Origin of the sequence: Pseudomonas taeanensis MS-3, assembly GCF_000498575.2 — a bacterium.
Lineage (GTDB): Bacteria > Pseudomonadota > Gammaproteobacteria > Pseudomonadales > Pseudomonadaceae > Aquipseudomonas > Aquipseudomonas taeanensis.
Genome location: NZ_AWSQ01000005.1, coordinates 1 through 13,640 on the forward strand (window position 1 = coordinate 1; position 13,640 = coordinate 13,640).

The 13,640-nt window shown below is 56.9% G+C and carries 12 protein-coding genes; 6 read left to right on the top strand and 6 right to left on the bottom strand.

The genetic code is table 11. The annotated features are described in order from the left end of the window. Positions 1 to 1,271 (bottom strand): glyoxylate carboligase (gcl, locus tag TMS3_RS17385; RefSeq protein ID WP_025166563.1); only part of this gene is annotated, 1,271 nt, incomplete at its 3' end. Positions 1,272 to 1,608: 337 nt separating this feature from the next. Here gcl and TMS3_RS17390 point away from each other — a divergent pair. After that, positions 1,609 to 2,049, top strand: coding sequence for a GlcG/HbpS family heme-binding protein (locus TMS3_RS17390; protein ID WP_025166564.1), 441 nt, complete (start codon positions 1,609 to 1,611; stop codon positions 2,047 to 2,049). Positions 2,050 to 2,275: 226 nt separating this feature from the next. Here the strand turns inward: TMS3_RS17390 and TMS3_RS17395 are convergent, their stop codons facing one another. Then, positions 2,276 to 2,920: a TetR/AcrR family transcriptional regulator gene (locus TMS3_RS17395; RefSeq protein WP_025166565.1), complete on the bottom strand. Its 645-nt coding sequence runs from the start codon at positions 2,918 to 2,920 to the stop codon at positions 2,276 to 2,278. Between the two features lie 223 nt (positions 2,921 to 3,143). On the opposite strand from TMS3_RS17395, the gene moaA reads away from it, so the two are divergent. From moaA to TMS3_RS17410, 3 genes are all read left to right on the top strand, one after another. Further along, positions 3,144 to 4,139 carry a GTP 3',8-cyclase MoaA gene (gene moaA, locus TMS3_RS17400; RefSeq protein ID WP_025166566.1) on the top strand — a complete coding sequence of 332 codons (996 nt, stop codon included), beginning with the start codon at positions 3,144 to 3,146 and terminating at the stop codon, positions 4,137 to 4,139. An 82-nt stretch (positions 4,140 to 4,221) separates the two neighbouring features. Then, entirely contained in the window at positions 4,222 to 5,040 is an 819-nt protein-coding gene (locus TMS3_RS17405; RefSeq protein ID WP_025166567.1) for a transporter substrate-binding domain-containing protein, read from the top strand. 269 nt (positions 5,041 to 5,309) lie between these two features. Continuing rightward, entirely contained in the window at positions 5,310 to 7,370 is a 2,061-nt protein-coding gene (locus tag TMS3_RS17410; RefSeq protein WP_407691625.1) for a CHASE2 domain-containing protein, read from the top strand. A gap of 45 nt (positions 7,371 to 7,415) precedes the next feature. Here the strand turns inward: TMS3_RS17410 and TMS3_RS17415 are convergent, their stop codons facing one another. Beyond that, positions 7,416 to 8,012 (bottom strand): OmpA family protein, encoded by a 597-nt coding sequence (locus TMS3_RS17415; RefSeq protein WP_025166569.1) that lies wholly within the window; start codon positions 8,010 to 8,012, stop codon positions 7,416 to 7,418. A gap of 13 nt (positions 8,013 to 8,025) precedes the next feature. Then, on the bottom strand, positions 8,026 to 8,568 hold the full coding sequence (locus TMS3_RS17420) for a FecR family protein (protein ID WP_235576662.1): 543 nt from the start codon (positions 8,566 to 8,568) through the stop codon (positions 8,026 to 8,028). Between the two features lie 14 nt (positions 8,569 to 8,582). Here TMS3_RS17420 and TMS3_RS17425 point away from each other — a divergent pair, with 14 nt between their 5' ends. Further along, positions 8,583 to 10,694: an HD family phosphohydrolase gene (locus TMS3_RS17425; protein WP_235576663.1), complete on the top strand. Its 2,112-nt coding sequence runs from the start codon at positions 8,583 to 8,585 to the stop codon at positions 10,692 to 10,694. Positions 10,695 to 11,074: 380 nt separating this feature from the next. Then, on the top strand, positions 11,075 to 12,049 hold the full coding sequence (locus TMS3_RS17430; RefSeq protein WP_025166572.1) for an HD-GYP domain-containing protein: 975 nt from the start codon (positions 11,075 to 11,077) through the stop codon (positions 12,047 to 12,049). 418 nt (positions 12,050 to 12,467) lie between these two features. Here TMS3_RS17430 and TMS3_RS17435 read toward each other — a convergent pair whose 3' ends face one another. Both TMS3_RS17435 and TMS3_RS17440 read right to left on the bottom strand, forming a co-directional pair. After that, complete coding sequence (locus tag TMS3_RS17435) at positions 12,468 to 12,695, bottom strand: anti-sigma factor (RefSeq protein ID WP_025166573.1); 228 nt, start codon at positions 12,693 to 12,695, stop codon at positions 12,468 to 12,470. Continuing rightward, the gene (locus tag TMS3_RS17440) at positions 12,689 to 13,294 is read right to left on the bottom strand and encodes an RNA polymerase sigma factor (protein ID WP_025166574.1); all 606 of its coding nucleotides are present in this window, start codon (positions 13,292 to 13,294) and stop codon (positions 12,689 to 12,691) included. The genes TMS3_RS17435 and TMS3_RS17440 overlap by 7 nt, the downstream gene beginning before the upstream one ends. Positions 13,295 to 13,640: the final 346 nt, after the last annotated feature.

Sequence of the window (13,640 nt, forward strand, 5' to 3'; positions counted from 1 at the left end):
GTCCAGCCCAGCGGGCCGGCCTGACCACAGTTGATCCAGTGGCGCGGCTTGTAGACGTGGAGGAACTGCGCGCCGGCGATCTGCGACAGGCCGATGGTGCTGACGTAGCAGGTGTCCTTGCCGAAGAACTCGTTCATCTCTTCGTACACGCGCTGCGGCTTGACCGGCACGTTGTCGAAGTGGGTCTTGCGCTGCAGGGTGCGCTTGCGCTCCTGGCAGTCGGCGACCCAGGCGCTGCGGTCCTTCAGCTTGCCAGCGGCCTTCCACTCTTTGGCCACTTCGATAAAGGCCTCCAGCGCGGCGCCGGCGTCGGAAACGATGCCCAGGTCCGGGTTGAACACGCGGCCGATCTGCGTCGGCTCGATGTCGACGTGGATGAACGTGCGGCCTTCGGTATACACCTCGACGCTGCCGGTGTGGCGGTTGGCCCAGCGGTTACCGATGCCGAACACCAGATCGGAAGCCAGCAGGGTGGCGTTGCCGTAACGGTGCGAAGTCTGCAGACCGACCATGCCGACCATCAGCTTGTGGTCGTCGGGAATCGCGCCCCAGCCCATCAGGGTCGGAATCACCGGCACGCCGGTCAGCTCGGCGAACTCGACCAACTTGTCCGCTGCGTCTGCGTTGAAGATGCCACCACCGGCGACCAGCAATGGCCGCTCGGCGTCATTGAGCATGCTCAGGGCCTTCTCCGCCTGGATGCGGTTGGCCGTCGGCTTGGCCAGCGGCAGCGGCTGGTAGGCGTCGATGTCGAACTCGATCTCGGCCATCTGCACGTCGAACGGCAGGTCGATCAGCACCGGGCCCGGACGGCCGCTGCGCATTTCATAGAAGGCCTTCTGGAAGGCGCGCGGCACCTGGCCCGGCTCCATCACGGTGGTCGCCCACTTGGTCACCGGCTTGACGATGCTGGTGATGTCGACCGCCTGGAAGTCTTCCTTGTGCATGCGCGCACGCGGCGCCTGGCCGGTGATGCACAGAATCGGAATGGAGTCGGCGGAAGCGGAATACAGCCCGGTGACCATGTCGGTGCCGGCCGGGCCGGAGGTGCCGATGCACACGCCGATGTTGCCGGCGTTGGTGCGGGTGTAGCCCTCGGCCATGTGCGAGGCGCCCTCGACGTGACGCGCCAGGACGTGGTCGATGCCACCGACTTTCTGCAGGGCGGCGTACAGCGGGTTGATCGCCGCGCCGGGAATGCCGAACGCCGTGTCAACGCCTTCGCGGCGCATCACCAGTACTGCAGCTTCGATTGCTCTCATTCTGGCCATTATCTTGTGCCTCATTACTTATTAAATTGTATACAAAACGTCTGGCATGGATTCTATTCAGCTCATGACTCAGAGGTCAACAAATTTTCGGCTAACGAACGTGCTTGCCGAAAAATCTTTAAAACACCCGTTTTAGCTAAGCGACGCGGCATGGCATGAGAGCTGTGACTTTATGTGTATACAAAGGCTAGTGGTATTGTATTTAATTGTTGAGTTTTTTGTTTCTGATGGGATAGTGATTGTCAGCTTTTGATTGCCTGCGGCTGGCGCCTTGTATCGGCGACAGCGTTCCGGCAGGTGTTTCGTTCGACTTATCACTATTGAAGAAGGGCTACCTATGAGTACGTTGACTCTGCACACCGCAACCGCCATCAGTAACCGCGCCCTGGCGGCTGGGCGAGAAATTTCCTCGGCGCCATTGACCGTTGCGGTGCTGGATGCCGGCGGTCACCTGATCAGCCTGCAGCGTGAAGATGGCGCAAGCCTGCTGCGGCCACAGATCGCTATCGGCAAGGCTTGGGGGGCTATGGCGCTGGGTAAGGGCTCGCGCTCAATCGCTGCCGATGCGCAGGTGCGCCCGGCCTTCATCGGTGCGGTGAATAATCTGGCCGACGGCAACCTGGTGCCGGCGCCAGGCGGTGTATTGATTCGTGACGAGCGGGGCGAGGTGATCGGCGCCATCGGTATCACCGGCGACACCTCGGACATTGACGAGCAGTGCGCGATTATTGCGGTGGAATCGGTCGGCTTGAAGGCCGATGCCGGCGCCGCGGCTTAACCGTTACCAAGAGGTGGTGCTGCACTAGCCCTGTAGGAGCTGGCTATGCCCGTGACAAGCAAAGGTGTCGCGGGCAGGGTGTTCCTGCGAATGGCTCAGCAGGTGATGAGGTTTAGCGGGAAGGGCATCGTTGTGCGCGCCCATCGCTTGGCGCGGAGCGCAGCAAGATGCAACAGCAGCAAAGCGCCTGCAACGCTACTGCTGCTGGCCTCGAAAGCCAGCAGGCTTAGGCGCTGCCGACCTGTTCTGAAGGGCTGACCACGCTTTCATCGATTTCACAGCCTTTAACAACCAGGCGGATGATGGTTTGTGTGGCAGCTTCGTAGTCGGCTTCATCTAGATTGGCTTTGCCGGTTACGGTGGATATTTGCCAGTCGAAGTCGGCATAAGTCTGGGTCGCGGCCCAGATGCTGAACATCAAGTGATGTGGGTCGACCTGGGCCATCAAGCCCCGATCAATCCAGCGTTGGATGCAGGAAATATTGTGCTTGGCCTGGGCATTCAGATGTTCGGTCTGCTCGGCGGAGAGGTGCGGAGCGCCATGCATGATCTCGCTGGCGAACACCTTGGAGGCATAGGGCAGTTCGCGAGAGATGCGGATTTTCGAGCGGATGTAGGCCTTGAGCACATCGGCTGGGAGCCCCGGTTGATTGAACGGAGCTGAGGCCGCGAGTAGCGGATCGATGATGCTTTCCAGGACCTCGCGGTAGAGGTTTTCTTTCGACTTGAAGTAGTAATAAACGTTAGGTTTTGGCAGGCCGGCCTTGGCGGCGATGTCACTGGTTTTGGTCGCAGCAAAGCCCTTGTCGGCGAACTCTTCACTGGCCGCGCGCAGGATCAGCTCTTTGTTACGTTCGCGAATACTGCTCATAAGCCTTGTCGTTTTCCTTGTGTCGCCCGGCGCCGGGCGGCGGTTGGGCATGGTAGCACCGGCTCCGCGGGAGCCTCAAGCTGACGGCCGGCGGGCCTTTCGGCAGTCTACCTGACTTGCTGGTCAGGTTGTTGTGTACAAGATTCTGTTTTTCTGTTTCTATCTGCGCCCATGCAGTCCATAACAAAAATGTCTCGGCTCCCTGAGCACCAGGAGACTCACCGTGCATAACTCTCAGCTAGTCGATCCCTTCGGTCGGCGCATCACCTACTTGCGGCTGTCGGTCACCGATCGCTGCGACTTTCGCTGCACCTACTGCATGAGCGAAGACATGGTCTTCGCTCCACGTGAGCAGATCCTCAGTCTGGAAGAGCTCTATGCCGTGGCCGACGCCTTCATCGGCCTTGGGGTCAAGCGCATCCGCATCACCGGCGGCGAGCCTTTGGTGCGCAAGAACCTGCTCAGCCTGCTGACCCGCCTCGGCGAGCGTCCCGAGCTGGAGGATCTGGCGATCACCAGTAATGGCTCGCAGCTGGCCGAACTGGCGCCGCAATTACGCGCGGCCGGGGTCAAACGCCTGAACATCAGCCTCGATTCCCTGCAGCGTGAACGTTTTGCGGCGTTCACTCGGCGCGACAAGCTTGACCAGGTGCTGGCCGGGATCGATGCGGCGTGTGCTGCCGGGTTTGCCAGGATCAAATTGAACACTGTGGTGCAGAAAGGGCGAAACGACGATGAAGTGCTCGACCTGGTCGAGTACGCCATGGGTCGCGGCCTGGATATCAGCTTCATCGAAGAAATGCCCCTGGGCAGTATCTCCAGCCATCAGCGCGAGCAGACCTTCTGCTCCAGTGACGAAGTGCGCCAGCGCATTGAACAGCGTTATCCCCTGGTGCGCAGCAACACGGTTACCGGTGGGCCGTCGCGCTACTGGCAGGTGGTCGGCAGTGATACCAGAGTCGGTTTCATTTCACCGCACAGTCACAACTTCTGCGGCGACTGCAACCGCGTGCGGGTCACCGCCGAAGGCAAGTTGGTGTTATGCCTGGGACATGACGGCGCGCTGGATCTGAAAAGCCTTATGCGTGCCCACCCTGGTGATAGCCGGCGCTTGCGCGAGGCCCTGCAGCAGGCTTTGCAACTCAAACCCGAGCGTCATCACTTCGACAGCCATGAGCAGGTGCAAGTCGTGCGCTTCATGAGCATGACCGGTGGTTGAACCACCCGGTTAAACCCTGGCAGCGTTCTATGGCGCGCCATCCTACTGCTTTGTCGATCCGACACTAACCTGGAGGGTTATTGTGAAGCCCACACGCGTCTGCAGTTTGTTAGCCGTTCTGCTCGCCACTGATGCCAGCGCCGAAAGCTATGTCATTGGCGTTGAAGACCTGGCCTTTACCCCGCATTACAGTATTGATGCGCAAGGCCAGTATCAGGGCTTTGCCCGTGAGTTGTTCGATTTGTTCGCCGCGCAAAACGGCATGCAGTTGAGCTACAAGCCGCTTTCGGTGGAGCGTTTGCTGCCGGCGCTGTTGCAAGGCGAAGTGGACTTCAAATATCCGGATAGCGGCAACTGGTCGCTGTCGCAGAAGGCCGGTAAAAATCTGAACTACAGCCAGGCGGTGGTCAGTTATGTCGATGGCGTGCTGGTCGCCCCGCAGTATCAGGGGCAACCCATCGAGCGACTCAAACGTCTGACTATCGTCAATGGCTGGACGCCCCGAGGTTATCAGGAGCGCATCGATGCTCAGCAGATCCGCTTGGCTCACAGTGACGATCTGCGGCAGATGATCCACCAGGCGCTGAAAAAACAAACCGACGGCGTCTATTTCAATGTCGTGGTTGCCACCCACTATCTCGACAATATCCGTGCCCGCCCCGGCGCACTGGTGTTCGACCCCAAGCTGCCGCATACCCAGGGCAGTTTTCATCTGTCCAGCCTCAAGCACCCCGAACTGATCCAGCGCTTCGATCGCTTTCTAGTTGAACAGCAGGCTGCGGTGGATGGGCTGAAGAGCAAGTATCGGGTCGAGGCCAATCTTGGCTCCGAGTTCATGGGGATGGAGCAGTGGAAGGTGGACTTCCTCAAACGGCAGAAGGCCAAGGCCGTCGCTAACTAATCGCGCAGGGTTATATACGCTCTCGTTGCCATGCCAGCGCTGAGGCGCGTAGCGAAGGCTCCGGTTAGGTAGCGCGGCAAATTGATCAGTGCCTGTTCTTCTCGTAAGGTGCGATGGCGAAGGTACTCGATGGTTGCAGGTTGAGCGGCTTTTGTATTTGATCGAGGCGCTACATCCCTAAGAGCTGAACAGAGCCTGCTGATTTGTCCATTTCAAGGATGCGCGCACCGAGCGCGTGGATTTGCCTGGTCGTGTTATGTGCCAGTCTGGTGTTTTTTTTGCTGGAACCCTTGCCGCTGCAGAGCCTGCGCAATGGGCTATTCGATCAATTTCAGCGTTGGCAACCACGGGTTTACCAGGACGTTCCGGTAAAGATCATCGACCTCGATGAAGAGAGTCTGCGTCGCCTGGGGCAATGGCCTTGGCCACGCACGCAGGTTGCTGAGCTAGTCGATAAGCTACGACAGGCCGGTGTCGCCGTTGTCGTATTCGATGTGCTGTTCGCCGAAGCAGATCGCACCTCTCCTAGCCGCATGCTGCGCAACAGTTCATTGCCTCCGGCGATAGCCAGCCAGTTGGCTGGCTTGCCCGATCATGACCTGCAGTTGGCTGCAAGCTTTGCCAGGCAACCGCTGGTTTTGGGGTTTGCCGCCGAGCACAGCTCATCGCGCAAGGGGCTGCCTTTGGCGCGGTTCGGTTTGATCATTAGCGGTGAACCACCTGTCCCGTATCTGCCGGCGTTTCAGAATGCAATTCGCCCATTACCTGTCCTCGAGCGAGCCGCTAGCGGTATCGGCGCCCTGACATTCCAACCTGGTGCGGATGGCGTGGTGCGCCGCGTTCCGACGTTCGTCGTCATGGGCCAGGAGCTGCGACCATCGCTGATGGCTGAAGCGTTGCGTGTCTATCAGCAGGCTAACCAGTACCGAATTCATAGCAGCAGCGCAGGCGTGGAACGCATCGACATCGGTCAGTTGCGTGTGCCGACGACGTCTACTGGTGAGCTTTGGGTCTATTTCAGCCACACACAGCCAGCACGCACAATGCCAGCCTGGCAGGTTCTCGAGGGGCAGGGTGGCGCATCGCTGAAGGGCAGTATCGCCCTGATCGGTACGTCTGCGCAGGGTTTGCAGGACCTTCGCTTTAGCCCGCTTGGGGGGATCATTCCCGGTGTCGAAATTCATGCCCAGGCGCTGGAGCAAGTGCTCAGCGGTGATTATTTGCTGCGTCCCGCGTGGGCCGTTGTGGCGGAGGCAGCAAGCATCTTGTTCGCCGGGCTGCTGCTATTAGTGTTGGTGTTCCGCACGCGTGTGTTGATCTCGGCCGCCTTGGCGCTGGGGCTCATGGCTGGTTTGAATGCACTCGCCTGGTATCTGTTCGTCAGCCAGCAACTGTTGCTTGACCTGTTCGTCCCGTCGCTGTGTCTGGCGTTGATCTATGGCGTCGCCAGTATCGTTCGGCACATGGCTACAGAGCGAGAGCAGCGGTGGATGCGCGCGGCTTTTTCTCGCTACGTTTCGCCCAACCTGGTAAGCCATTTGGTGGCGAATCCAGGCCAGCTCACACTCGGTGGTAAGCGCCAGGTTTGTAGTTTCGTGTTTACCGATTTGGCCGGTTTCACCGAGATGATGGAACGCCAGGCGCCTGAGGCTGTTGTGAGTTTGCTCAACGATTATCTGGAGCAGGTAATCAGTATTGCTTTCAAGCACGAAGGCACTCTGGACCGGATAGTGGGGGATGCGGTGGCCATCATGTTCAGCGCTCCGTTGCCACAAGTGGATCACCAGGCTCGGGCGCTGGCGTGTGCGTTGGAAATACATCGCTTCGCCACTGCTTACGTAGCTGAACTGAGTGCGAAAGGAACTACCTTCGGGCAAACGCGCATCGGTGTGCACAGCGGCGAGGTAGTGGTTGGTAATTTCGGCGGTTCTACACTGTTCGATTACCGCGCCTTGGGCGATCCGGTTAATACGACCGCAAGGCTTGAAAGCCTAAATCAATACATTGGCACTTCGGTCTGCGTCTCTGAGGCAATTCGAGGGCAATGTGCGGATATTCCGATGCGTCCGATTGGGCTGGTGCGGCTCGTGGGAAAGACTGCAGCGGTCAAGGTCTTTGAGCCGCTTGAAACCATGCAGGCAACACTCGGCACGAGACTTGATGCCCCTTATGAGGCCGCATACAGACTAATGGTCAATGAGGATGGCGCGGCTTTGACCGCCTTCGAGCAACTGCATAGCCAGCGCCCGCAAGATGATCTGGTGGCTTTTCATCTGCAACGGTTGCGGTCGGGCGAACGTGGCGAGCAATTCGTGATGACGCGCAAGTAAGCGTTGCGCTGAGGGGCAAATTGCCCCTGAGAACGCAGTGTATGGTCAGCGAATGGTGACTTCTACCCGTCGATTTTTAGGCTCCCGAGTTTCATTGGGCGTCTTGACCAACAGGTTGCTTTCGCCATGAGAGGTAACGATTAGTTCAATTGCCTGCAGGCCGTTAGCCTTGAGCAGTTTGGCGATGGTCTGGGCGCGCATGAGACCGAGTCGTTCATTCCAGACATCACCGCTGGCGGTATCGGTATGGCCTATCACCGAGACGGCGGATGGCCCACGATCGCGAATGGTCTGGATGACTTCAGGAATTTTGGCCTCGGAGTCGGCGGTGAGCTTGGTGTCACCAAGCTCGAAATACAGCAGGTAACTTTTAGGCAAGATGGGCTGGGCAGACATCGCAGCGGAGAAGTCCTTGTCGAGTCGAGTCTGCGCCACCGTGAAGGTCTGTGAGCTACGACTATCGAGTGCTATGCCCTGATGTTTCTTGTCGATCCGCGTCACTCCCTGAGAGGTCTGCACAACGATAGCCCCGGTAGTGCCATCCGGGCTTTCCAAAAGCACTACATAGGATTTCGATGCGCAACCGCTGGCGATTGTGGCGAAACAGAGCAGGCCGAGCCAGCGAAGGGATGCATATCTCATGGGTGTGCTTGACTCAACTGTCGACTTTAACCAGGAAGTGGGTGCCGCGTACGCCGATAGTGCCAGTTGGTGTGTTGATTTCCACCGCCTCGGGCTTGAGTTTGGCTATAACACCGGAGATGAAATTGAGGGTGCCGCGGGAGATTCTGGTGCTTAGTTTAAGGTCGCCTTGGTCTGGTTTGTAAAGAAAGGCATCGAGGCTCACCTCGGTATTCGGCCCGAATGACATCACCGTGTTGTCGGCCAATGTCACGCCCATGGAGCCCTCGGTGCCGGTATTAAGAGAACTGCCGACCTGGAGCGGCAGACCAATGACTGCTGGTTGGGTTATGCCATCAAGTGTGACGAACGCCTCACCTTCAGCTTTCATAACGTAGCCAATGACTGCCTTGGGTTCTTCAGCGTGTGAAGCGGCACTGAAGATAAGGCATGCGAACAGCCAGAACAGGATCTTTTGGGGTATAAACACAGTAGTCTTCTCTCTATTGATTTTCCGTAGTCGAAGATGGCTCAGACCTGAAGTCGCAGGCACATTTAACATGAAAGCCGCGATCATTAGGAATTTCCAGTATGAGAGCTAAAGGAATTTCTGTGGCTGATAATAGTATGTCACCCGTGCGCCTCAAGCTTCGTTTTAAGAACTGGACCGTCGTTCTTGGCGTTTTTTTTGTATTACAACTGCTGCCTATTTGGGCCCTGACGTCTGGTCAGCCGCCGACCATCGTCTTGGGGTTGTCGGTGCTGGTGTTGCTATTCACGATGCCGCTGGCTCTATATGGCATGAGCAGCATTAACCGGACCATTACCCATTTGGCCGAAGACAGTCGATTAATCCGCGAGCTGGATTTTTCCGGACCACGTCCTAAAGCTTCGATGTTTTACGAAGTGGACGCTTTGAATCGCAATCATGCACAGATGAAAACCGCGCTTCAAAGTCAGACCCAGAGGCTCCAAGAGACTCAGTTGAAACTCTCCAGTCTGGTGGAAAACGGTCTGTTGCTGTCCTCCGAGCGCGACCGAGAAACGTTGCTCAGGCACATTCTCATGGAGGGTAAGCGGATTTGTAACGCCGAAGCCGCGACCATGTATCTCAAGACGGAGCAGAATACGTTGCGTTTTGAATTGCGCTCGATGGAGGACGTCTTGCCCTCTTTTGAGATTCCGCTATACGACCCCGTAAGTGGAAAGCCCAACGAAAATCATGTTTCAACGTTTGCTGCGTTACATGGCCAAACGGTGGTTATTGATGATGTATATAAGGAAACCCGCTTCGACTTGAGCGGTACTCGTCATTTCGATGGCCAGTCTGGTTATCGCACTGTGTCGATGGTGACTGTGCCACTGGCCGCTCGACAGAACGAAGTGATTGGTGTGCTGCAGTTCATGAATGCGCTGGACCCGCATACCGGTGAAGTGATCGCCTTTCCACCGCAAGAGTTGTCCTTTATCGAAGCGCTGGCCTCGCAGGCCGCTGTTGCCCTGGAAAACCATAACCTGATTGATTCGCAGAGGGCTTTGATCGATTCCATGATCGAGATTCTCGCGGGTGCCATCGATGCAAAAAGTCCTTACACCGGAGCCCATTGTGAGCGTGTACCAGACTTGGCACTGATGCTCGCCGAAGAAGCATGTTCGGTCAGCGAAGGTCCTCTTGCGGATTTTTCGTTCAATACTGCGGACGAATGGCGGGAGTTTCGTATCGGGGCTTGGTTGCATGATTGCGGCAAGATCACCACGCCGGAGCACGTTGTCGACAAGGCGACCAAGCTGGAGACCATTTATAACCGTATTCATGAAGTGCGCATGCGCTATGAAGTGCTTTTGCGCGATGCGCAAATCGTCCGCCTCGAAGCTATCTGTTCTGGGAAAAATGAAGCAGAGGTCGATCGCGAGTACGAGCGCCTCGCTGAACAGTTGCGCAACGAATTTGCATTTGTCGCCGAGTGCAATATTGGTGGTGAAGTCATGGCTCAGGAGCGAGTGGACGCGCTGGAGAAAATTGCCGAGCGAACCTGGCTGCGCTATTTCGATGATCGACTCGGTTTGTCACAAGCCGAACTGGCACGTGTTGATTGCCAGCCGGCTGCGGTCCTGCCGGTACAAGAGCGGGTACTTGCGGATAAGCCACAACACATTACCCCGCGCCCAGCGAGCAAAGCGCTTGATCCCAAATATGGTTTCAAGGTCAGCGTGCCGGAACATCTGTTCAATTTAGGCGAGTTGTATAACCTCAGCATCAGCCGCGGCACCTTGACCGACGAAGAACGGTTCAAGATCAACGAGCACATTATTCAGACCATCGTAATGCTGGAGAATCTGCCGCTGCCATCGAACCTCCGACGGGTGCCGGAGTACGCCGGTACGCACCATGAAACCCTCCTGGGCACAGGGTATCCACGCAAACTCGATAAAGACCAGCTATCCATTCCCGCGCGAATCATGGCTATTGCCGATGTGTTCGAGGCGCTTACCGCATCCGACCGACCTTACAAAAAAGCCAAGAAACTATCCGAGTCCGTACGAATTCTTGCCAACCTACGGGATAAGGGGCATATCGACGCTGACTTGTTCGCTTTGTTTTTACGGTCGGGTTTACCGATGCGTTATGCCAAGCGGCATCTTCATCTTGATCAGATAGATGAAATCGACGTCGAGTGCTACCTGCTGAGCGAGTCCGCCTGAACCAACCTATAAGGTGCACTCATAGGGTTGGATGCAGTATTTGTTGTACCGATTTCGATTTAGCGGCCACTCTCCGCCCCATGAAAGCCTGGCTGGAGCTAAAGCCGGGGAGGCTTGGCGCCCACAGTGCCTGTAACAAAACCAGCCCTCGAAACACTAAACCTCATAGAGCGTTGATCGTTGAGTCACAGCGGCAGCGCAAGTAACAAGGGAGGTGGTGCCGACCAAACAGGCATAGCCTACCCCAGGCACAGGGAAGTGCCGCCCATTTAGTGTAGTCCCCTTAGGTGAAAATCATCGTGCTAGAGCAAGCACGCGAGAGCCGACTGGGGGCATCTCAAGCTGATCAGTTTCAGTGCTTAGCTCAGGAGGCGAGTGGCATGCTGTCGAATCTAGTGAAGTGGCTGACAGGGGCGGCAAAGACTGCTGAGGCGAGTATGCCGCCGCCACACAATGCCCTGCTCAACAGCTTGCTGGTAATGGCGTGGTTCGTCGAGTCACGCGATCCCTATACCGGCGGGCATCTATGGAGGGTTTCGCGCTTTGCCAAGATATTGTCCGAGGCCTTGGAGCTGCCAGTTGCCGAAGTGGCAAGGATCAGTTTAGGAGGGTTTCTCCACGATCTGGGCAAGATTGGCATTCCCGATGCCATTCTGCGCAAGCCTACTGCGCTGACCGAAGAAGAGTATGCACTGATGCGCACCCATCCTGAGATAGGTTGGCGCATGCTCGCGGGCCACCCTTTGGCCGGACTGGTCAAAGAGGCCGTTTATAGCCATCACGAACGCCCGGATGGCTTGGGTTATCCGCGCGGCCTGACACTCCAAGAAATTCCTCTTGAGGCCCGCATAGTGGGGATTTGCGATGCCTTCGATGCCATGACCAGCAGCCGGCCATACCGTTCAGGCATGAGTCGTGGGCAGGCGCTGGCCATTTTGCATAGCCAGAGTGGTAAGCAATTCGACAGCCCATTGTGCAAGCGCTTCATTGCCCTTGGACGGGCTGGCGCGCTGGACCATGTGATGGGACATTCCGATGATGGCATTCCCCTGCAGGAATGCCCGATGTGTGGCCCTACCTTGGTCGTCAGGCGTGAGCAGCAGCCAGGCGAGCATATTTTTTGCCGTAACTGTGGCGGTGATTTCATCTTGCACAACACTGACCAGCAGGGACTGAGCGCCCAGCCCACCGGTCAGCAAGGGGAGGTCAGGGATCTTCAACCCGAAGCCGATATTCCCTTGATCAAGCGAGTGCTGGACGAGGCTATGTCGCGCATGCCTATTGCCGAATTACTAGCATTCCCCTTGCTGAACGCGAGGAGCGACGTCGTGGCGAATCGCAAGGTGCTCAGTTGAGGCGCTGGTGGCGGATTTGGCTGCAACCAGCACTCCTGCTAGGGTCGGCCAAGGTCGCCTTGATCGTAGGCACGCTGCTGAATCTGATCAATCAGGGCGATGTGCTGTGGGGGCAGGGGATAGTATCGGCCTGGCATTTACTGTTGAACTATCTAGTCCCGTTCGGCGTTTCCAGCTTCAGTGCGGCTCAACAGGAGTGGCGCCGTAGCGGTGGGCTATCTGGCCCTGAGAATTCCTCCAAGACATGGCGCTGACCTTACATTCAACGCCCCGTACCCGGTAGGGCAAAACCAAGGTCGAGCCCGCTGCGGATCTAGATCAGCGTAGATTTACACAACACCCTTAAATATGGGCTAACTGTCTATGAGCCAGCAAGCGGCCATTGAGCACCGAGTTGGCCTAAAACGGATCCGTCAATTTATTCGCGAGGCTTGTTCAGTTTTTCCAGAATAGCCTGCGGGTCGACGGACTGACCGTTCAGTGAAGTTTGCTGCAGTACTTCTGAAGTAACCTTGAGCTGCTCGATGTAGAGACTGCAGCGTGAACATTTGTGCATGTGCATGAATACCGCCAGGCGGGTGCGCAAGCCCAACTGTCCGTCGATGATGTCTGAGCCCAATTCCGACATTTCTCGGCAGGTCAGCATGTTCCTACCTCCTCGAAGTGATTGAGCATGGCGTGCATACGTTGGCGTCCACGGTGCAACAAGACGCGAATATTGCCCTCAAGCAGACCGAGTGCCTGAGCTATTTCTGCGTAATCGAGCCCGGCCAGCTCACGCATGATCACCACGCTTTGTTGGTCATCAGGTAACTTGTGCAGATGTTTGCGTATGCACTCCTGTAGCTCTTCTTGGCTGAGTAGTTCCTCAGGAGTGTCATGGTGCCATTGCGCGGGAAGTACATCCCAGGCGCCTTGCTCATTAAAGCGCGAGGCGATGGGTGAGCCAGGGTCGCTCCCCCAGCTGTCCAGGGAAACCTCGCGCTTGCCCTTACGTGTCAGGGCGTGCGCCTCGTTGATCGCGATTCGAGCGAGCCAGGTGCGCAGTTTGGATCGCCCTTCAAACCCGTTGATCGCAGCCATGGCTTTCAACCAGGTTTCCTGGGCCACATCATCTGCCAGTTGCGGCCCTACTAGTGGAACTGCCATGGCAACCAGAAAAGCATGATGCTGCTTGATGATGGCCTCGAAAGCGCTTGTATCGCCCTCGCGCAAGCGCTTGAGCAATCCTTGTTCTTCGTCCATCTGCTCCTCCCATGCCTTGCGGCGATCTCCTCAGCAGTAATCAGCGCGGCAATAGTCTGTAGCTAGGGTTAGAAGCTTCGTATGCATTTTTGTTACAACTGAATGCCGAAGCAAATGGGTAGTAGAGTGGCCTGCAAATGTTCTTGAAACAAGGCTTTGTAGCCGTTGCCCAGTTGGGATCGATTCGAAGTGTGCCGCTTTATGGCGATAAGAAGCGCCGGGTAAGTTGCCTGTGCAGAAGTGTAGCCCTGAATAGCTGGTGGAATATCAGACAAAACGCTGAAAGCAAAGAGCGTAGTGATTGCCAGTCACTACGCCTTTATCTTAGGTGGAGGTCAAAGCCAGG

Excerpts from the sequence above, each read along its gene's own strand:
- TMS3_RS17390 (WP_025166564.1), top strand. The coding sequence starts at position 1,609 with ATGAGTACGTTGACTCTGCACACCGCAACCGCCATCAGTAACCGCGCC.
- TMS3_RS17395 (WP_025166565.1), bottom strand. The coding sequence starts at position 2,920 with ATGAGCAGTATTCGCGAACGTAACAAAGAGCTGATCCTGCGCGCGGCC.
- TMS3_RS17435 (WP_025166573.1), bottom strand. The coding sequence starts at position 12,695 with ATGCTGACCTGCCGAGAAATGTCGGAATTGGGCTCAGACATCATCGAC.
- TMS3_RS17430 (WP_025166572.1), top strand. The coding sequence starts at position 11,075 with ATGCTGTCGAATCTAGTGAAGTGGCTGACAGGGGCGGCAAAGACTGCT.
- TMS3_RS17440 (WP_025166574.1), bottom strand. The coding sequence starts at position 13,294 with ATGGACGAAGAACAAGGATTGCTCAAGCGCTTGCGCGAGGGCGATACA.
- TMS3_RS17425 (WP_235576663.1), top strand. The coding sequence starts at position 8,583 with ATGAGAGCTAAAGGAATTTCTGTGGCTGATAATAGTATGTCACCCGTG.
- TMS3_RS17415 (WP_025166569.1), bottom strand. The coding sequence starts at position 8,012 with ATGAGATATGCATCCCTTCGCTGGCTCGGCCTGCTCTGTTTCGCCACA.
- TMS3_RS17420 (WP_235576662.1), bottom strand. The coding sequence starts at position 8,568 with ATGATCGCGGCTTTCATGTTAAATGTGCCTGCGACTTCAGGTCTGAGC.